The 20,533-nt window shown below is 48.4% G+C and carries 19 protein-coding genes; 3 read left to right on the forward strand and 16 right to left on the reverse strand.

Translation table 11 applies throughout. From position 1 onward, the window contains the following. Positions 1-35 precede the first annotated feature (35 nt). From EDM52_RS12810 to EDM52_RS12840, 7 genes are all read right to left on the reverse strand, one after another. Entirely contained in the window at positions 36-713 is a 678-nt protein-coding gene (locus tag EDM52_RS12810) for an SOS response-associated peptidase (RefSeq protein WP_122909405.1), read from the reverse strand. A gap of 1,100 nt (positions 714-1,813) precedes the next feature. After that, complete coding sequence (locus EDM52_RS12815) at positions 1,814-2,191, reverse strand: PH domain-containing protein (protein WP_122909406.1); 378 nt, start codon at positions 2,189-2,191, stop codon at positions 1,814-1,816. Positions 2,192-2,484: 293 nt separating this feature from the next. Next, positions 2,485-3,819, reverse strand: coding sequence for a type I glutamate--ammonia ligase (gene glnA / locus EDM52_RS12820; RefSeq protein WP_122909372.1), 1,335 nt, complete (start codon positions 3,817-3,819; stop codon positions 2,485-2,487). A 34-nt stretch (positions 3,820-3,853) separates the two neighbouring features. After that, a complete protein-coding gene (locus EDM52_RS12825; protein ID WP_122909373.1) occupies positions 3,854-4,264 on the reverse strand; it encodes a MerR family transcriptional regulator in 411 nt (136 codons plus the stop codon). 190 nt (positions 4,265-4,454) lie between these two features. Beyond that, the gene (locus tag EDM52_RS12830) at positions 4,455-5,732 is read right to left on the reverse strand and encodes a methionine gamma-lyase family protein (RefSeq protein WP_122909374.1); all 1,278 of its coding nucleotides are present in this window, start codon (positions 5,730-5,732) and stop codon (positions 4,455-4,457) included. A 7-nt stretch (positions 5,733-5,739) separates the two neighbouring features. Continuing rightward, the gene (hflX, locus tag EDM52_RS12835) at positions 5,740-7,032 is read right to left on the reverse strand and encodes a GTPase HflX (RefSeq protein ID WP_122909407.1); all 1,293 of its coding nucleotides are present in this window, start codon (positions 7,030-7,032) and stop codon (positions 5,740-5,742) included. Between the two features lie 49 nt (positions 7,033-7,081). Continuing rightward, positions 7,082-8,044, reverse strand: coding sequence for an AAA family ATPase (locus EDM52_RS12840; RefSeq protein WP_122909375.1), 963 nt, complete (start codon positions 8,042-8,044; stop codon positions 7,082-7,084). A 179-nt stretch (positions 8,045-8,223) separates the two neighbouring features. On the opposite strand from EDM52_RS12840, the gene EDM52_RS12845 reads away from it, so the two are divergent. After that, positions 8,224-8,691, forward strand: a complete 468-nt coding sequence (locus EDM52_RS12845) for a PH domain-containing protein (protein WP_122909376.1) — start codon at positions 8,224-8,226, stop codon at positions 8,689-8,691. On the opposite strand, the gene infC is transcribed toward EDM52_RS12845, so the two are convergent. Continuing rightward, positions 8,688-9,176 (reverse strand): translation initiation factor IF-3, encoded by a 489-nt coding sequence (infC, locus tag EDM52_RS12850; RefSeq protein ID WP_122909377.1) that lies wholly within the window; start codon positions 9,174-9,176, stop codon positions 8,688-8,690. The two genes, EDM52_RS12845 and infC, sit on opposite strands and share 4 nt — an antisense overlap. A gap of 181 nt (positions 9,177-9,357) precedes the next feature. Here infC and EDM52_RS12855 point away from each other — a divergent pair, with 181 nt between their 5' ends. Further along, complete coding sequence (locus EDM52_RS12855) at positions 9,358-9,867, forward strand: MarR family winged helix-turn-helix transcriptional regulator (protein ID WP_245996865.1); 510 nt, start codon at positions 9,358-9,360, stop codon at positions 9,865-9,867. Next, positions 9,842-11,071: a multidrug effflux MFS transporter gene (locus EDM52_RS12860; RefSeq protein ID WP_122909378.1), complete on the forward strand. Its 1,230-nt coding sequence runs from the start codon at positions 9,842-9,844 to the stop codon at positions 11,069-11,071. The genes EDM52_RS12855 and EDM52_RS12860 overlap by 26 nt, the downstream gene beginning before the upstream one ends. Before the next feature lie 137 nt (positions 11,072-11,208). Here EDM52_RS12860 and hfq read toward each other — a convergent pair whose 3' ends face one another. The 8 genes from hfq to EDM52_RS12900 all read right to left on the reverse strand — a co-directional run bounded on the left by hfq (position 11,209) and on the right by EDM52_RS12900 (position 20,531). After that, the gene (hfq, locus tag EDM52_RS12865; RefSeq protein ID WP_007719110.1) at positions 11,209-11,448 is read right to left on the reverse strand and encodes an RNA chaperone Hfq; all 240 of its coding nucleotides are present in this window, start codon (positions 11,446-11,448) and stop codon (positions 11,209-11,211) included. Between the two features lie 29 nt (positions 11,449-11,477). Beyond that, a complete protein-coding gene (gene miaA, locus EDM52_RS12870) occupies positions 11,478-12,437 on the reverse strand; it encodes a tRNA (adenosine(37)-N6)-dimethylallyltransferase MiaA (protein WP_122909379.1) in 960 nt (319 codons plus the stop codon). Next, on the reverse strand, positions 12,434-13,240 hold the full coding sequence (locus EDM52_RS12875) for a class I SAM-dependent methyltransferase (protein ID WP_245996873.1): 807 nt from the start codon (positions 13,238-13,240) through the stop codon (positions 12,434-12,436). The genes miaA and EDM52_RS12875 overlap by 4 nt, the downstream gene beginning before the upstream one ends. A gap of 55 nt (positions 13,241-13,295) precedes the next feature. Further along, on the reverse strand, positions 13,296-15,272 hold the full coding sequence (gene mutL, locus EDM52_RS12880; RefSeq protein WP_122909381.1) for a DNA mismatch repair endonuclease MutL: 1,977 nt from the start codon (positions 15,270-15,272) through the stop codon (positions 13,296-13,298). 25 nt (positions 15,273-15,297) lie between these two features. Beyond that, a complete protein-coding gene (gene mutS, locus EDM52_RS12885; protein ID WP_122909382.1) occupies positions 15,298-17,874 on the reverse strand; it encodes a DNA mismatch repair protein MutS in 2,577 nt (858 codons plus the stop codon). 76 nt (positions 17,875-17,950) lie between these two features. Continuing rightward, positions 17,951-19,240 carry a putative amidoligase domain-containing protein gene (locus EDM52_RS12890; protein ID WP_122909383.1) on the reverse strand — a complete coding sequence of 430 codons (1,290 nt, stop codon included), beginning with the start codon at positions 19,238-19,240 and terminating at the stop codon, positions 17,951-17,953. 150 nt (positions 19,241-19,390) lie between these two features. Continuing rightward, the gene (gene cotE, locus EDM52_RS12895; protein WP_122909384.1) at positions 19,391-19,951 is read right to left on the reverse strand and encodes an outer spore coat protein CotE; all 561 of its coding nucleotides are present in this window, start codon (positions 19,949-19,951) and stop codon (positions 19,391-19,393) included. A gap of 136 nt (positions 19,952-20,087) precedes the next feature. Next, positions 20,088-20,531, reverse strand: a complete 444-nt coding sequence (locus EDM52_RS12900) for a YlbF/YmcA family competence regulator (RefSeq protein WP_122909385.1) — start codon at positions 20,529-20,531, stop codon at positions 20,088-20,090. Positions 20,532-20,533: the final 2 nt, after the last annotated feature.

Raw genomic sequence — 20,533 nt, forward strand, 5'->3', positions numbered from 1 at the left:
CGCCCATGTAAAGGTGGGTTCTACTAAGTTGTCCTTTATACGGGATCGGTAATTGCTTGAATACACTCTGGCCCATCATTCTTGGGGCTGCCAACGCTAGCTGGCACTGCGTATGCTTTCATTTGTTCGGCTTCATATGGAACCATTAAGGACTGCAATAATTTCAAATCGTACATCTCGCGGTTTAACCAGATCTGCTCATCCTCTCGTCGCAAAATGACTGGCATCCGCTCATGAATCGTGGCAGCTACTGCATTCGGGCTTGTCGTAATAATGATACAGGTATGTACTTTCTCGCCATCCGGGCTTGTCCAGGTGTCGTAAAGACCAGCGAATGCGAACGGTTCACCGCTCTTCATCATGATTCGCATGGGCTGCTTGGATCGTCCTGTTTGTTTCCACTCATAAAAACCGTCTGCGGGAATGATACATCGCTTTCGCTCCAGCAAGCGTCGGAAAGCCGGCTTTTCATGCAAGGTTTCAGCGCGTGCATTAATCATTTTTCCACCAATCTTCTGATCCTGCGCCCAAGTCGGAACCAATCCCCAGCGGAGGTGCCCAATACGGCGCTTCCCTCTATCCTCGATTATAGCTGGTATGAGTTGTCCAGGTGCGATGTTGTATCGTGTCTGCCACACGAAGGGCATGTCATCCAGTTCAAAGCGTAGAACCAACTGATTCGGATCAGTCACAAGCGAAAAACGTCCACACATCCCCATCACCTCAACCATATCTTAACCGACTCCATATAGAAAATCACTTTTGTCTTGAATGTGCTCTCAATCGAGGCAGGTAAAACGTGGAAGTGAACATGACCTAAACAAGAATGACTCCTCCTCTTACACCTACAGAGAACAATTTGTCCCCCATTTCTCTGTAGAATTGTAGACCGTCCACTCTTCTAGTCAAAATACCAAAAATCGAAAATTGTGGGGATGCCCTTGTCCATCTCAGTACCGCCAGTTTTTCTCCGTTTTCGACGTTGAAAACGCAACAGATACTTCAGTACTTGTAAGAATCAACCGGGAACAAGCTCAGAGGCTCCTTCGCAATGGAGCACGGAGAATTCCCGTGATTAGGAGACCATTCTAATTGTCTCGGCTGGATTCTTTCAGCAACAGTAATAGAAACCCTGCGGAGAAGCTGCTGCAGGGTTATTGCTTTTACACATTGTGATAAAACCCTCTCTCCTTCGATCGCTGATATTTCCTCTGGCAAGGGTATCTTCCTCAAATAATGTCAATAGGTCGCTGCCAAATCAATTTCGCCGATGCCGGTGAATAGCGACAGCATCCTCGTTCGATTCACCGCCTATTTAACATCATTGAGGATGTTGTTTTGTAGCATGAGACAACATTATTGATTAAAGCGCGTCAAACAAATAACAACTTTTTCGAGGTGAATACCTTTGTGGATGAAGCTATCTGCTGTCGCTTTGAACATCCTCTTTGGAATCGCAGGAGTTTATGTTCTAATATTTGTCATAATGACCGGAGGTGCACTTGATGGTAGCCGATCTCCAAGTACTAGTCCCCTCGGGTATTTGGTTATCCTGATTTACTTATTCATTTGTTTGGGAAGCAATTTTCTATTTGCCCGAAAGTCATCTAGTATCTGGAGGTATTGCCTAACAAGTGTTGCAGTATGGCTCGTTTCATTTTTCTTTACCATTCTTTTATAGGGCCTACCTCACTATCACAATTGAGCTTGTGTCCCTACATCTGCTTACACTCATGATTACTTAGCGCATTACCTTCTTCGGGAAAAATCAACTAAAAGCAAAACCCGCCTAATTTTGAAGGCGGGTTTTTTTCTAATCCAAAACGTATTCGGCCAATACACTTTGTACTGCATAAATGTTCAGGTTTTTGTTAAACTGCTTCTGGATCGGCAATGCACTTCCTGAAACCCAAATTTTCAGTTCCGCATCCAAATCAAAATTCCCGGCTGTTTCAATGCTAAAATGATGGATACTTTTATATGGAATGGAGTGGTACTCGATCTTTCTTCCGGTAATCCCTTGCTTATCTACAAGTATTAATCGCTTGTTTGTGAAAATGAACATGTCACGGATTAATTTGTACGCTTTTTCAACATTCTCATTTTTCGTTAGGATTTTCGCGTACTCTTTTTGAACATCAGTTATGTTAACCTCAGAAGCGTTACCCATTAAACCGTCTAACAAACCCACAGTAATTCCCCCAATCGAATGTTTGATCATTCATATTCTCCAAATAGAACAATTCTCCTACTTTTTTGGTTGTTACTACTACTTTATGATCCGCACCGGCTTCCTTTGACCACTCAATCATAATAACGATTAGCTCTACAACCCTTTTGGTCATTCTGAATCACTCCCGTTTCCTCCGAGGACAAACTGGCGCTGTCAGCATCTGTTCAGATTTACCATTAATCGAACTTGTACAAACTTTTAACACCAAACGAAAAACCCCCTGCACCAACAGGCACAAGGGGTTCGAGGTATTAATACAGCGTCATGTACTGCGTGCGTTCCCATTCATGGACACGCGAGCGGAACATATCCCATTCGATTTCTTTTGCTTCGACGAAGTGGATCAGCGCGTGCTCACCCAGCGCTTCGCAAATAACGGAGTCTGCCTTGAGGCACTCGAGTGCTTCCTTCAAGCTAGCTGGCAGATTTGCAATGCCGTTTTCTTCACGCTCTTCTTCATTCATGACATAGATGTTGCGGTCAATGGCAGGAGGAGCTTGCAATTTGTTTTTAATGCCATCCAAACCTGCACGGAGCATGACTGCCAAAGCCAAGTAAGGGTTGGTAGCTGGGTCTGGACTGCGCACTTCAATACGAGTGCTCAAGCCGCGGGAAGCCGGAATCCGGATGAGCGGAGAACGGTTTTTCGCAGACCAAGCCACATAGCAAGGTGCTTCATATCCGGGAACGAGACGCTTGTAGGAGTTGACGAGCGGGTTGGTGATGGCAGTAAATCCGCGAGCATGCATCAGGATTCCAGCCAAGTACTGCTTCGCTGTTTCGCTCAATCCCATTTCGTCTTTCTCATCGTAGAATACATTTTCTTTGCCACGGAAGAGAGATTGGTTGGCGTGCATTCCGGAGCCCGCTACGCCGTACAGCGGTTTTGGCATAAATGTCGCATGCAGACCGTGCTTTTGAGCAATGGTTTTAACTACCAGCTTGAAGGTCAAAATTTGGTCAGCCGCTTGAAGGGCATTGGCATATTTAAAGTCGATCTCGTGTTGACCTGGAGCTACTTCATGGTGGGAAGCTTCTACTTCAAAGCCCATTTTTTCCAAGGTCAAAACGATATCGCGACGACAGTTTTCACCGGAGTCGAGTGGAGCAAAGTCAAAGTAACCGCCTTGGTCGTTCAGATCAAGGGTTGGTTCGCCTTTTTCATCCAGTTTGAACAGGAAGAATTCTGGTTCTGGACCTACGTTGAAAGCGGTAAAGCCCATATCCTCCGCTTCTTTCAGAGCGCGCTTCAGGATGTAGCGAGGATCCCCCTCGAACGGAGTTCCATCCGGCATGTAAATATCACAGATCAGACGCGCTACCTTGCCATGCTCGGTACCCCAAGGGAAGACAACCCAAGTATCCAAATCAGGAACCAGGTACATGTCAGATTCTTCGATACGAACAAAACCTTCAATGGACGAACCATCGAACATCATTTTGTTGTCCAATGCTTTTGGCAGCTGAGACAGTGGGATCTCTACGTTTTTAATCAATCCCATCAGGTCTGTAAACTGCAGGCGGATGTAACGTACATCCTCTTCTTGTGCTAGACGCATGATGTCTTCTTTTGTAAACTTGCTCACATTTCTCTCCTCCTGTCTCTATTTACAGCTTATATCAGTGGAAAAAGCGTGAAAGCTCTCCACGTATCAATGCATTCTCGCCTGAGCGCGAAGCATTGCGATACATGATCTGTTGCTTCAACAACTGGTGCAGCTCCTTGTCGGACATCTCTTTCCGTTTTGTCTCGGACGTTGTTGTGATTTCTGTCTGTACCGGGGCGGGTTCATTCAACTGCAAGACCTGTTTGATTCCTGCGATGTTGAGTCCCTTCTCAATCAGTGCTTTAACCTCTAACAAACGGTCAACGTCATTAAAGGAAAAGAGGCGCTGTTTCCCTTCGGTGCGGGCAGGCTGGATAAGATCGTTTTGTTCGTAATAGCGAATTTGCCTCGCAGTAAGATCAGTCAACTTCATGACGATCCCAATGGGAAAGAGGGCCATATTCCGGCGAATGTCATCACTCATGACTTGTCCCTCCTCTATGGTATTTCTTATCACTCATTCTATGCAATCCATCAAATCCTGTCAATGGATGTTAGAAAATATTACGCAAACGCATTCATTAGCAAATCTGGAATTCAATTAAATGGTGCATGAACTAAAGAAAAAACAGCGACAGCCAACCAAATGTGGCCATCGCTATTGTCTTTACGTCTTATGCATGCGGAAGCTCAAGCAACCCTTTTTCCAGCATGCCATTCAGAGCGGTTAGAATCCCTACTTTCACATGGGAGTAAGTCAAACCTCCCTGAACAAATCCGAGATATGGCGGTCGGATGGGGCCATCTGCCGAGAATTCGATACTTGCGCCCTGTATGAATGTACCGGCAGCCATAATGACGGGGTCCGCGTAGCCAGGCATTTCACTTGGGTATGGGGTCACATGCGCATCGACGGGTGCAGCTTTCTGAATCCCTTGGCAAAACGTAATCAAGCGTTCTGCCGTCCCGAATGCTACCGACTGGATCAAATCTGTACGAGGCTCGTGCCAGAGCGGATTGGTTTGAAAACCGAGCCGTTCCAACAGAGCTGAGGAAAAGACCGCTCCCTTCAAAGCCTCTCCCACGACGTGAGGAGCAAGGAAAAATCCTTGATACATCTCCAGCAAGGAGTACAGTGAAGCGCCCCCTTCTGCTCCGATCCCCGGTGCAGCCATGCGGTAGGAGGCTAGTTGAACCAGGTCCTGACGTCCGACGATGTACCCGCCTGTTTTCACGAGTCCGCCACCCGGATTTTTGATCAGCGATCCCGCCATGATGTCTGCACCAACCTGCAAGGGCTCGCGCAGTTCGGTAAATTCACCGTAGCAATTGTCTACGAAAACAATCAGCTCTGGATTGATTTCTTTCACGTAGCGGATCATTTCCTCGATCTTTTCGATGGTAAAGGAAGGTCGATCTGCATATCCACGTGAACGCTGTATCCCAATGACCTTGGTTTTTGGAGTAATCGCCTTTGCGACAGCGGAAAAATCAATGTGCCCGTCCTCTGTCAACGGCACGTAGCTGTAGCCAGTTCCGTAGTCCTTCAAAGACCCTTGCCCCTCACCACGCACACCGACGACTTCTTCCAGCGTATCGTACGGTTTGCCTGTAATGTAGAGCAAATCATCTCCCGGACGCAGGATGCCAAACAGCGAAATAGCGATGGCATGGGTGCCAGAAATAATGTGATTTCGGACGAGTGCCGCCTCTCCCCCAAAAACATCCGCATAGATGGACTCCAATGTAGAGCGTCCGGAATCATCATATCCGTATCCGGTCGATGGAGCGAAATGGAATTCATTGACTCCATGTTTTTGAAAGGATCGCAGGACCTTCAATTGATTGCTGTCCACGACTTCTGCGATTTCTTTGTGTCGACCTGCGACCATGGTTTCCACTTCTGCTACGAGGGGACGAAGCTGCTCCCCGTGAGAAAAATATTGAAACATGATAATCTTACCAACTCTCTTCTACAGTCTCTGGTGGATCCAGGAGGAACGGAGCAATGCGTCCGTAGATGGGATGATCCCGATTGACCCGGACCGTGATCCGGTAGGACTCCTCTTCTTCCTGATACTCCTGGTCCATCTCCACACCTTCGCGATGCAGCATAGATAAAATATCTCCACGACTTATCGGCACCTTGAGTGTAAATCGGTCGAAGGATGACATGACAAAGTCCTCGATGCGATCCAGCAGCTTTTTCTGGTCCTCTTCACGTAAGGCGGATACGAGGATCGAAGCTTCCGCTGGCGGCAAATAAGTCCCTTCTGTCAGTAAGTCTGCTTTATTAAAGACGACTAGCTCCGGAATTTGCTCAGCCTTCAAATCCTTCAAGATCCGGTTCACAACCTCCATGTGAATACCCAGATCCGGGTGGCTGATGTCTACGACGTGCAGGATCAGATCGGCTTCCTTTACCCCTTCCAATGTGGAACGAAATGCCGCAACCAATGTCGTGGGCAGATCTTGAATAAAGCCTACTGTATCCGTCAGAAGGACTTCCATCCCGCTCGGCAGAGTAAGCTGGCGAGTTGTCGGATCCAAAGTAGCAAACAGCTTGTCTTCCTGGAGGGTTTCTGCAGCGGTCAGCTGATTGAGCAAGGTTGACTTCCCTGCGTTTGTATAGCCTACCAGTGCCACTTGGAAAACGTTGTTTTTCTTCCGACGCTCACGGTGCAGCTGCCGCGTGCGTACCGTATCTTCGAGCTGCTGCTTCAATTCGCTGATCCGCTTGCGAATATGGCGTCTGTCGCTTTCCAGCTTGGTTTCCCCGGGACCACGCGTACCGATCCCGCCGCCTAGACGAGATAGCTGCTTCCCTTGCCCGGCGAGGCGGGGAAGCAGGTAGTTGTACTGTGCCAGCTCTACCTGAATCTTCCCTTCCCGCGATTGCGCCCGTCCTGCAAAAATGTCCAAGATCAGCTGCGTTCTGTCGATCACCTTGCAGTCAAATACCCGATCCAGATTGCGTGTCTGGCTGGGTGACAGTTCGTCGTTGAAAATGATGACATCCACATCCAGCTCTTCTGCCCGTTGCGCGATTTCTTCAATTTTCCCGGTACCCAGGTACCAGGCGGAATCTACCCGCTCCCGGTTTTGGGTAATGACATCCAGTACCTCAACGCCAGCAGTATCCGCCAATTCATGGAGCTCCTCCATGGATAGCCGCATCCGTTCTGTGTCCCGATTATCTAATAGACAGCCAACCACTATCGCCGTCTCTTTTGTTTTGATGATATCGTTCACGGAATCCCGCCCTTTCTTCATCCTATCATACCACATTTTTCCCGAACCTCTACGTGGACGTGGACGACCAGACAAAATCCTCTGGCAGTAAAGTCATAATGTCCTCGCGAGTTAATTCCTGAACGGCAAGTAATCTCACCGCCTGCTTTCGTATCGCTTGCTCCAGGGCATTGCGTACATATCGGGCATTACTGAAGTTCGTTTCGAAAATATCCACACGCATCCGCGTTAAATGGTGTCTAAGCTTATCTTTGGCTCCAGATGACAACCGATATTCCTTTGCTTCCAGCAAACTGTCCGCAATCTTGAGCAAATCCTCTACACTGTAATCCGCGAACTTCAAGTGAATCGGAAAACGGGAAGGCATTCCGGGATTTAGTTCGAGAAAGGCTTCCATTTCATCTGTATACCCAGCAAGAATACAAATAAAGTCATTACCATGATCTTCGAGGGCTTTCGTCAAGCAATCAATTGCCTCTTTACCGAAGTCCTTTTCGCCACCTCGCGCCAGTGAATAAGCCTCATCTATAAAAAGAATGCCGCCCAATGCTTTCTTTACCAACTCTCGTGTTTTCTGGGCCGTATGCCCAATAAATTCTCCGACTAAATCTGCTCGCTCTACCTCGATCAAATGGCCTTTACTCAAGATTCCCATTTCACGGAACATCCGGCCAAAAATTCGTGCAACAGTCGTTTTTCCAGTCCCCGGATTCCCTTTGAAGACCATATGGAATACCTGTTTTTCCAATTTTAAGTGGTGCTTTTCCCGTTCTTTATTCATTCTCAACAGAGCATGGATCTCGTACATCAGCTTTTTGGCTTCCTGCAAGCCGATCAGGCGTTCCAAATCCTCGAAGGCGGCAGCCACGTTTCCTGGCGCCGTAGTCCGAACCCGATCAGCCAACGTTTCTGGTTGCTTGACCCGCTCCGGTCGGTGAAATACCACCTGAATACGATGCGGTACCTTCTCATCCTGAGTTTCCGCTGAAGGTTGATAGCCGGTCGGTTTCACCTGTGATCACCTGCCTCATGGTCATACATTAGTATACTCATGAACAAGGTAAACCTGCCCTATTTTTTGATGTACCTTGCTGTTTAAAGCAAACAAGCAAGACAGCACTTCCCGACACCATTGCTGCTTGTGGTAAAATGGATAGGAATATTTAGGTAGCAAAGGAGCGAAATGTTACCATGCACTTCCAACCTAAAATCGATTCGTTCTTCGTCATCGTATTGTCGGTCATCATTGTGGTCATTTCTGCGGTTTTTCTGGTACCGCTCGGCCTCGACCTTTCAAGTGGCAGAATCTTTTCCACAGGGGAATGGACCATCATTCTGTCGATTTATCTGGCTTCTGTTGGTTTTATGCTTTGGACTTTCTTTGGTATCAAGTACGCACTGTATGATGACCATCTTTACGTACAAGGAGGACCTTTCCGCAGCCACATCCGGTATTCCGACATCACCAGGGTCGCTTCCAGCCTGGATATGTACACGGGGTATAAACTCCTGACATCAAAGAGAGGAATCGAAATCCACTATCGGACAGCTTTTTTCGGCAGTGTCAAAATCTCACCCAAAGAAATCGACTTGTTTCTGGTGGAACTAAAAAAGCGTTGTCCAAATGCCATTTTCCAGATCGATCAAAAGACCTTCTAGTCTAGTGGCTTCATCACTGCAATCACTTGTTTGCCGCTCACCTGAATTCCTTTGTCCTGTTTTCCGCAATGCTTCAAATCGCGCACCAGCACTTCAATCAATTGCTTGGCTTCCTGGCTCTCCCTTTTCTCCAGCTTTACAATAAATTGCACGGCATCCCCGGCAGACAAAATCCGCTCCGCCTGACGTTTCTTTGTATCGTAGTCATGCTCCTCGATATATGCACTCAGGCGGATCTCCTTTACTTTTGCCCCTTTTTCCAGCTTCTTGGTCATCGCCTTGTCTTTGATGGATTGTTCCTTCAGTACAGTATGGCTTACCAACTGGCAAGGAGGCGGACTTGTTGAAAGAGACAGGCATACCAAATCTACACCCAGTTCCTTTGCTAAACGAAGAGCCTCTTTGGTCTCCACGATACCTAGATCTTCCCCATGTACACCGGTCAACAGCACTTCAAAAGCTATAATTTTTTCATTCTTTATCATCGTTTTGTTCTCCTATATGCAAGTTGAAAAGGCATTTATCCATTTTATCCAATATACAAGGTATCTTCTACTGAAGCATCTAAAACCTGACGTTTTGTCATGCAGTCTGAGTATTGACACGCTTGCACGCTTCCATTATAGTTGCGTTTAATTAGCATGCTAACTATCTGGAGGTAAATCCGTGGAAGATTATGATCATTCCCAAGCTTTGATGGTTTTGATGCGGCGCGTTTTAAAGCAGCATCGTCGTAACGTTGATACGCTCATTCAGCAATACGATGTTTTTCCAGGACAGCCACCGATTTTACTGAGATTGGCCAAGACGGATGGACTTATACAGAAAGATTTAGCGGAGCATATCCTGATCAAACCTGCCAGCCTTACCACGATGCTTACCCGCATGGAAAAATCCGGAATGGTGACACGGCAGACTGATTCCCAAGACCAACGGATTTCACGCGTTTTTCTGACCGAGAAAGGACATCGAGCAGCACTTGCTGTCAAGGAAGTCATGCGGGATTTAGAAAAGAAGTGTTTTGAGAATTTTAGTGATGAGGAAAAAGAACTGTTTAAAAGCATGCTTCTGAAAATCCAAATCGAAATGGAGGATTACAAGCGGGAATCCCTCTCCACTGAAATCGAGAATGAAAGGTATGACATTCTTCATGAATCTGACAACAAAGGAACTTGAATATGACCCACAGCCATTGAACCGAAAAAGACGACTATGGATGGCCTCCGTCCTGGGTTCACTGGTTGCTTTTGGCCCGCTTTCGCTCGATATGTATTTGCCTGCTTTGCCCCTGCTGTCCGAAGATATGCAGACCAGCACCTCGATGGTTCAGCTTAGCCTGACCGCTTGCCTGGTAGGCCTTTCTGTGGGACAGCTTTTTGCAGGACCGATCAGTGACGTTCGGGGAAGAAGAATTCCACTGTTGATCGGACTTCTGATTTACGCCGTATCGTCTATGTTATGTGCTGTGGCGCCTTCCATCTGGACGTTTGTATTGCTTCGGTTCGTTCAAGGACTGGCCGGTGCAGCCGGAATCGTCATTGCCCGAGCAATGGTAAGGGATATGTACGAAGGTTCTGAGATGACCAAGTTTTTTGCCCTTTTAATGCTGGTAAATGGTGTAGCCCCAATCGCAGCACCTATTTTCGGAAGTCAGCTGCTTCATTTTACCACCTGGGAGGGTGTCTTCGTTGTTCTATGCTTGATCGGAGTCATGATGTTTTTCGTGGTGATGTTCGGTCTACCTGAGACTTTGCCTCTTGAGCGTCGTTCCAAAGCTGGGATTACCCATACGCTCAGCACGTTTGGCAGGTTGATCAAGGATCGCACTTTCATGGGCTACGCCATGGCTCAAGGATTGATTACAGCAGCCATGTTTGCTTATATTGCCGGATCTCCATTCGTTTTGCAAGATATTTTCGGCGTTTCACCTGCGATGTTTAGCGTCGTCTTTGCGGTTAATGGCATAGGCATCATAATCGCCAGCCAAGTAACTGGCAGACTCGCTGGAAAAATCAGCGAGAATACACTGTTTGTATTTGGCATTTCTCTTGCGACTGTTGCGGGGCTTGTTCTTCTCACCATGATCCTGCTAAATGGCAGTTTGCTTTCCGTGCTTGTTCCCTTGTTTTTCGTTGTTTCCAGTGTCGGAATTGTCGGAGCGACCGGCTTCTCTCTTGCCATGCAAAAACAGAGTCAAGCAGCGGGAAGTGCATCTGCTCTCCAAGGCCTGATTTCGTTTATCAGTGGTGGAATTGTTGCTCCGTTAGTCGGTATTGGCGGAAGTACGACTGCTGTCCCAATGGGTGTCGTCATTGCCGTTTCCACGATTTGCGCTGTGCTTACGTATTTGTTATTGATTCGCACGCGAAGACCCTTATAGACGAGAGAAAGACAAGGACGTTTCTAACGGAACGATCCCTTGTCTTCTTTTTTTTAAAAGAACTTCGTGGTGTTCGCGCCGCTAGCTTTACCAAAAAAAGAACCCGGATTTTCATCCGGGCTTGGGGTCGTACTGCTTTACTGCTGGTTGTTTTCCTGAGACATCAGGGAAACGGGGCGTTGAGGGGTGAACGTAGAAATCGCATGCTTGTAAACGAGCTGTTGCTTGCCTTCGCTATCAATCACAATCGTGAAATTGTCGAATGCCTTAATATACCCGCGCAATTGAAATCCGTTCACCAGGTAAATGGTGACCGCGATGTTTTCTTTCCGCAAATGATTCAAAAACGTATCTTGAATATTGATCGTCTGTTTCATGTACACTACCCCCTAAAAGGACTTGTATGTTATATATTCGGCAATTGTTGAAACTTTCCTGCCAATATCTGCTTGATAGTTTGCTCGACGTGAGGCTTGTTTGCAGGATCCGTCATGTCAAACCATTCTATCTCCGTCATCCGTCTAAACCAAGAAAGCTGACGTTTGGCAAAATGGCGTGTTCGTTGCTTAATATCATTAATCGCTTTATCAAGCGTGATCTCGCCGTACAAGTAAGGAACGAGCTCCTTGTAGCCCAGTCCTTGCATGGCAACGAGCGAAGGATCATACCCTTGATTCAGCAAGCCACGGACTTCTTCAATCAATCCCGCCTCGACCATTAGATCGACACGCTGATTGATTCGTTGATACAGCTTCTCGCGGTCCATCGTCAAACCAATCATGAGCAGATCATAGGGCGACTGCTTGGCACGCAGCTGAAAGTCAGACATTTTGTAGCCGCTGCTCTCATAAATCTCCAAAGCTCGAATAACACGCTTTACATCATTGGCATGAAGACGTTCCGCAGTAATGGGATCGATAGCAGCCAATCGTGCGTGTAGAGCTTCTACCCCTTCCGTATCTGCCAGGCGCTGCAAACGATCTCGCAGCTCAGGATCATGCGATGTTTGAGAGAATTGAAAACGATGCGTTACCGACTCTATGTAGAGGCCTGTTCCACCGACGATAAATGGAATGCGATTGCGCTGGTTGATCTCTGTAATGAGCCGCGTGGCACTTTCCTGAAATTGAGCCACAGAGTATTCGTCATCCGGATTGATGACATCGATCAGATGATGAGGAACACGGGCAAGCTCGGCTGCTGATGCTTTGGCCGTTCCAATATCCATCCCTCGGTACACCTGCATGGAGTCTCCAGAAATAATCTCTCCATCAAACTGTTCGGCCAACTCCAGACTAAGCTCTGTCTTGCCTACGGCTGTAGGGCCTATAATGACGACAAGCTTTTCTCTCTGCTCCAAGGTCACTCCCCTCCATCTATCTCTTTGTAGCTGAACACGACGTGCTGACCACGTACGCGTACGGGAGTAAAGCCGAACCGCTCATGCAATCTGCTCGTTTTTCCCTCTTTGATCACGACGCGTTTGCTGGCGACACGCATCGCTTCTCGTACCGCATCCTCGTGCAACGAGTTCGGGTTGGCAAGCTCACGTATTCCTGCAATGCCTGTAGAGCTTTGTACGGTCACTTCAAACATCGGATCAAAATAGACGACATCGAAAGCGTGATCCGGCAGTTCCCTCAGAACATCCAGATGGTTGGCACAACGTACTTCGACTCGCCGCATGGCTTCACACAGCTCAGTCGCATCTGATGTCCAATGACGCAAACCATCTTCGACCAGGATCGCAATGAGACGCTCTGACTCTATGCCGACGACTCGTCCATTGACACCAGCAGCATGGGAAAAAACGATCGCGTCAGCTCCCAAACCCATAGTGGCATCCAATATACGATACCCTGGTTGAATTTGGCAAGCGACAAGCATAGTATCAGTATCACCGCGCATCAGTCGCTTTATACGAAATGCGGCTGTATTCGGATGAAAAAAGAACGGTTTTTTTCCCGGCACTTCCAGTCTTGCTCCCAGCGCAGACACCACCAGAACTTCTTCTTCCTGATGTCTTCTACGCATCGCCTGCAAGGACATTTCTCCCCGCTCTACCACACGCAAACCAAAGCGCTCGGCCAATTCCGAGGCATGATCCAGCGTTTCCCTACCGGGCTCAAGTCCGGTGGTGATGATCATCGATGCTTTCCACTCCTCCATGTACGTCTGGGACGGACACTTCAAATTCTAGTATACATGATTGTCCACTGAATCGTTACATCACTCTCTTAAACATTTTCTCCAAATCGTAAGCAGAGAAATGAATAATAATGGGCCTTCCATGTGGACAGGTAAAAGGACTTGAGGTCAAACGCAGCTGATTCAGCAAACTCTCCATTTCAGCGTTGGTCAGGAAGCGGTTTGCCTTGATAGAAGCTTTGCAAGACATCATGATCGCTGCTTTCTCCCGCATTTGGCGGACGTCTGCTTGTACACTTTCACCTGCTTCCAGGACGAATTGCATCAATTCCTCAATCACTTCCAGCTCTGCGCCTTCAGGGAACCAGTGTGGGTGCGCCCGAATGATAAATGAGCGATTCCCAAAAGACTCAATCTCCAATCCAAAGGACTGAAGCAGCGGAAGCCGCTTCTCCAGACGTGCAGCCTCAGCTGCTGTACACTCCACCGTATGAGGAAAAAGCATCAGTTGGCTCGCAATGCTGTCTTGCCGGAGCTTTTCCATGAAATACTCATAAAAAATTCGTTCCTGAGCAGCATGCTGGTCAATCAAATACATCCCCGTGTCATTCTGGGCAACGATGTAGGTACCGTGTACCTGCCCGACCGGATAGAGAACAGGAACGGCGGACTCCTCACTCGTAGGAGATTCGTTTACCGGTTGTTCGACATTATCTTGCTCTTGCAAGGTAACTCGCTCTGCCAGATCGCTCTCGACAGGTTCCCGTTCTTCACGGACCGGCTCTGACTCCATTTGAACATTGAAGACATCCAGATCGGACTCCACATTACTTGTGGGTCTATCGTTTATACGTTGATCGATGGCTGGAGGTTCCGCATAGCGGATCTTTGCTTCCTTTACAGCTGGTTCAATGGCTTCCTTCACACTTACCACGGGAGATTCAGCAACATGCTCTTGTGAATGGCTGACAGAACGAACAGGAATCTGCAAATCAAACTGCGGCTGCTCCACCTGTAAAACGACCTTAGCCTTGGGTTGTGTCGTCATCGGACGAACGATTCCCAAGCCTTGGCGCAGGGTTTCCTTGACGGATTGCTCGATCGCCTGGCATAGCTCATCTTCTTTGCTGAATCTCGCTTCCAGCTTGGCTGGATGAACATTGACATCCACCAATGTCGGGTCCATCTCAATCTGAATAGCGACGATCGGATATCTTCCAATCGGCAACAGGGTATGATATCCGCGCATGATGGCATTGTTCAAGGCGTAGCTACGAATGTATCGCCCATTTACGAGAGTTGAAAGGTAAGAACGATTGGCACGAGTCACTTCGGTCTTGGATATCAAGCCGCTCCAGCGAAAATCGAGCGTTTCTCCGGAGATGGGCAATAGGAGCTTGGCCATTTTTACCCCGTAGATAGCAGCCATGACATGCAGAAGCTTTCCGTCACCTGAGGTTTGCAGCAAGTTTTTTTGATTATGCGTCAAGATGAAGGAGATATCAGGATGAGTCAGCGCCAGTCTGTTCACATAATCAGATATATGACTAATCTCCGTTGCGATCGATTTCATGTACTTCAGGCGGGCTGGTGTATTGTAAAACAAGCTGCGGACACATACTTCGGTTCCATTTACAGTAGCAACATCCCGCTCTTCTACGATTTGACCGCCTTCGATCCCGAGGCGTGTGCCTACTTGGCTGCTGGATGGACTGCTGGTCAGCTCGACTCGAGAAACCGCTGCAATACTTGGCAGTGTCTCTCCGCGAAAGCCAAGGGTGCGGATACGGAACAGATCACGGGTGGAACCGATTTTACTTGTGGCGTGACGCTCAAAAGCGAGTCGGCAGTCTTCCCTGTCCATGCCTTGCCCGTCATCCACGATCCGAATCAGCTCCAAGCCTCCTTCTTCAACATGGACTTCAACCTTCGTTGCACCTGCATCAATGGCATTTTCCACCAGCTCTTTCACTACAGAAGCAGGTCGTTCAACTACTTCTCCCGCAGCAATCATATTCGCAAGATGCTCGTCTAGCAGCTTGATTTTTCCCACGGCGGTTTCTCACCTCCTGCTTGCTTCATCCCTGTTTCAATCGCTTTTTCCACTCGAACAGCTTCATCATGGCATCCATTGGGGTCGTCTGATTCAGATCCAAATCCCGAAGCTCCTCTATGATAGCCAATTCTTCAGGATGGGCTGGTGGTGACGGTTCTTCGCTCACAGCAGCGACTGGGGCTGTCCACAACGCCTCGAAGGACATCTGCATATCCGTGCTTGTAGCAGATGAGCCCGCTTCCAACCCCGTTAATATGCTTCTTGCCCTTTCAATGACCCAATGAGGCATTTGCGCAAGCTCAGCCACGTGAATACCATAGCTCTTATCCGCTCTTCCCTCTTCGATTCTGTGCAGAAACAATAGCTTCCCATCCCGTTCTTCACAACGGGCATTTACATTTACTACCCCATGCATGGTATCAGCCAAGCCTGTCAATTCGTGATAATGTGTGGAGAAAAGCGTTTTTGCTCCGATTTTTTCCCCGATGTATTCAATAACAGCCTGAGCCAAAGCCATCCCGTCATACGTAGACGTTCCTCTGCCTATTTCGTCGAGCAAAATCAGGCTTTGGGAGGTCGCCTTTTGCAGCGCATGCTTCGTCTCGAGCATTTCCACCATGAAGGTACTGTGTCCGCCAACCAGATCATCGGCAGCTCCAATGCGGGTAAAGATCTGATCGACCAGCGTCAGTGATGCTTGCTTCGCCGGTACAAAACAACCAATCTGTGCCATGACCGTAATCAGCGCAATCTGCCGCATATACGTACTTTTCCCTGCCATGTTCGGGCCGGTAATCAAGAGAATCTGCCGCTTGTCCTGGTCCATGGTAACGTCATTGGCCACGTACTTTTCCTGCTCTAGAACCGCCTCTACAACGGGATGACGACCATCCTGGATCACGTACTCGCCACTTTCCGAAAACTGCGGTCGTACATAACCGCGTTCGTCACTGACGGTCGCAAATGCCTGAAGAACATCGACGGTCGAGATCCGTTCTGCAAGCTCCTGAATACGCGGGATCTGTTTCGCCATCTCGTTTCGTACCGCAGTAAACAACTGGTACTCCAGTTCGATCATTTTGTCTTCCGCTTCCAGAATCAAGGCTTCCTGCTCTTTCAATTCTGGAGTGATGTAGCGCTCCGCATTGGTAAGGGTCTGCTTTCTCTCAAAGCGTCCCGCAGGAACGTTTGGGATATTTGCCTTCGAGACCTCGATGTAATAGCCAAATACCTTATTGAAACCAACCTTTAGGGAACGTATTCCGGTTGCTTCCCGTTCCCGCTGCTCCAGCTGGGCAATCCAGGTCTTGCCTTCCCGACTCGCTGTATGCAGCTTGTCCAGGTAAGCATCGTAGCCGGTACGGATGATTCCTCCTTCGCGAATCGAGAGAGGAGGATCGTCCACCAGCGCTTCACGCAGAAAATCAACCAGATCTGTGCAAGCATCCATTTCATTTGCCATCTGCAGCAAAACGGATGAGTCTGTTTGAAGCAACAGCTGTTTTAATTCAGGGACGGCTTCGAGCGACAGGCGCAATTGCACCAGATCGCGAGCATTGGCATTACCATACGCGATGCGGCCTGCCAAACGTTCCAGGTCATACACCCGATCCAGACAAGTACGCACATCAGAGCGCAGCAGCATATCCCCTTTGAGTGCCTCAACAGCCTCCAGACGCGAAGTCAGCTCTTGCCGATTGCGTAGTGGACGCTCGATCCATCTGCGAAGCAGCCTGCCGCCCATTGCAGTTTCCGAGCGATCCAATAACCATAGGAGCGAGCCCTTTTTGGTCTTATCGCGTATCGTCTCGATCAACTCGAGATTTCGGCGAGAAAAGCCATCCATCTGCAGATATTGTCTCGCATCATAGCGCTTGATCTGTCTCATGTGGGCAAGACTTCGTTTTTGTGTCGTTCCTATGTAGTACAAAAGAACATTTACAGCCGTCCGCATAGCCATATCCAGGTCTTTCGCCTGACTCTGGTATTGCTCGTCGACTGCGAATTCATGCAGCTGGCCGCTCGCGATCGCTGCACTTGGGATGGAGGTTTTGGGAAGGGTATCAAAGCCGTAAAAGACCAGCTCTTTTGGTCTGTACTGCAGCGCTTCATCCAGCACCAGCTGCCCTGTACCGGTCAAGGAGGTGACGTACATTTCACCCGTACTCATGTCACAGGCAGCTATCCCGCTGCGGCCATCCACCTCTGCGATCGCGGCCATGTAATTGTTTTCCTTATCCGTCAGCCATTTGCCTTCCATCATCGTTCCTGGCGTAATTACGCGCGTCACTTCACGACGGACGACACCCTTTGCTTCCTTCGGGTCCTCGACTTGCTCACAGACTGCTACCTTGTAGCCTTTTTTCAGCAATTCCGCGATGTAGCCGTCCGCCGCATGGTGAGGAACCCCGCACATCGGAATACGCTCATCTGTGCCGCCTTCCCGACCAGTCAAGGTAATCTCCAGCTCCCGCGACGCAAGCATGGCATCTTCAAAAAAGAGTTCGTAAAAATCTCCCAAACGGAAAAATAAGAAAGTATCCGGATAATCTTTCTTGATCGCCAGATACTGTTGAATCATCGGGGTATATTGAGCCATTGTTTTCTTCTCCTACCTGTAAATCTCGTATGCTATTATAGCATGTTTTGCATCGAATGTTGAACGGCACTCGCACTCATCCTAGCAGATTCCATGCCTTGCGCAAATTATCTTGAGCGGGCCACGTTTGGCCGGAGAGCAGGATCGTAAAATACCGATCCAAATGAAACTGGGAAAGTTGATACCCGGGCATTTGGCGCAATTCTCTCCAAATGGTTTCCACATAAGGTTTCAGTACCAATTTTTCGCCACGGTAGTAGGCTTTTATCAAAGCTGGCTGAAGATGAGGTGCAGCTTGAAGAAGAGAATGGTTGTTGGCGATCAGTCGCGAAAGATGCAGGACACCTCGTGTCACAGTTGGATGCACCAGCCAGCTCGGCATCGTCCGATATTCAAACCCGTATGTTTTTTCGCGAACATCGCCTAAAAATCCGTAGCGTTCCCTGCGCTGCTGGCAGCTCTGATCCTCAATCAAGACAAGAGGCAGCGCAAGGTAGGCATCCAGCTTTCGACGCAATGAAAACGTAGGCGTGATTCCACTGAAATGAATATGTCCACCAATGGGGTAACCTGGAAACGGCATGCCTCCAGCCAGCCACTCGAGCTGCGGGTTATTCATCTTCTGGTTTGCCAGCTTCAAAGCATCCCAGATATGCGCAAACAAATCTTCAGGATCCTCTACGGGCTCCGGTCGCAGCTCGGCTACAGGATGCTGATGCATCGCCAATTCTTCCCGATAACGCGTCGTATCACAGCCGACAATACCTGCAATCCTCAGGTAGTCAGAGGCAAGCGCCATGCTTCCGTCTTCTTTTCGCAACGCGAATTCCGGATCAGCACCCAGCTTCAATAGTCTTTGCGGGTGCATGCTCTGTCTTTTTTCCCACCATTCGCTTGCAAGCTGCATATACTGATCAGCTAGCTCAACCGGCCAGTCTGGAATCACTTGTACCACCTTGGCTCGATGTGCAGAAACGGCATAGATCAGCACTTGACCAGCGTCAATACCCGATGCATACAAGCTTCTTGCGGCTAGTGTTTTCACCAGATTTACTTCCGGATCTTGGCTCGGCAAGCTTACAGACTCATAGGAAGGTAAGTCCCACGATTGCAGCAGCCACTGCTCCTGCTCTGCCATCCGTGACATGTGCAGGATTTGATCTTGATACAAGCTCACCAGGTAAGTCCGCCAGCCGGGTTGCGGTCTTTTCTTCGCAGTCACCGGAAGTCGACTGAGCCGCAGAAGCCATCTGCCCGCTTCAGGTCGTTTTAAAAATTCCACTGCTTCCTTCGCATTTGACGTCATCTTTTGTCCGGTTTTCCCCTTGAATGTGTGAGCGGTATTTCCCTGTGCGCGCAAGATCATGTCCACCACACTCCTTAACATTTCTGCTATAGCTTATGATAGCGCCCAAAAATGTGTGGCAGGAAAAAACTTCTTCCTCTTTTGCCCAATGAGAACGTTGGTGAATGAGTGTTTGAAAAAAGAAAAAAAGAGGAGATAGGCTTCTCCTCTTTAGTCCAGTTCGTCGAGCAATGTAGACGAATCGAAGTCATCAAATTCGTCGCTGTTCTCTTCAAAATCACCCAACAGATGGAAATCTTTATCGTCGCAACTATTGCAGACTACTACGCAGACTTTTGTTTCGCCAATCACTTCTACAGCAAATTCACTTTCGACTCTGACTGTGATTGTGCCTCCGCCACTCAACTCGGCTTTTACGCACTTCGGCTGTTCGACTGCTCGAGCGACGATTTCCAGATCGCCTCGGCAGTTCCTGTCAAAGAACGTTAGCGGAACGAGTACGGAGAACTTGACAGTTTCCCGCTTGACTTCAGTCTGCGTGTTATTTGCAAACGAGAACCACAGGTTGACGTCATACGTTCCAGATACTTCAACCGCGTCTCCGACTTTCTCAGCCTGGAAATTGGTGTTGATAATCCAGCATCCCAGGATCGTCGAAGGAGTTTGCGACGGTATGATGGTGTGGGTGGTCGAAGAAAATTTATGGCCTTTACCGCAAACAGCTTTCGCGATGAGTTCTCGGCACTGTAGATCTTTGTCTGAACCCGACATTTCGTTACCTCCTCCATACAACGTTTCTGTACATTTGTATGCAGGGCATTCGACTAGGGTGCAAACACCCACCTTCATTTTGGTGAGAAGTTGATCGAAAGCTTCATGTAAAGCTGTCGCGGTACTTTATTGTTCTCTATGAGCAGCAGCTGTCTCCATGCTTCTTTTCAGGTCCTCCGCCGGTTTCCCCAGTCAACGGGTTTCCGCCGGTATCCAGAATGATACGCTCCGAAACGGTATTGGTGATGACATTGGTCACCATTTGCAGCAGATCGTTTACGTCAACCTGAGATTGCTTGAATTCGGTGACGAGTGGAATGGCGTCCAGTTCTTCCTGAAGCTGGTTGAACTCCCCCTCCAGCTTTGCCACAAGATCTGGTTTGTTGATGGATTCAAACATGACCATTTGCTTCTGCTTTTGCTTCAACTGATCGATCAGCTCTTGTACGCGGTCATGATGCTTGATCTGAAGCTCCGCACGTTTAAAAAAATCCACTTCGTTCGTTCGGGAAATCATTTGAGCAAGCTCACGTGCTTTATCTAAAATTTCTTTTTGTGTGTAGAGATTTGTTTGTTCCATTT

The sequence above is a fragment of the Brevibacillus invocatus genome, from assembly GCF_003710915.1.
Taxonomy (GTDB): domain Bacteria; phylum Bacillota; class Bacilli; order Brevibacillales; family Brevibacillaceae; genus Brevibacillus; species Brevibacillus invocatus.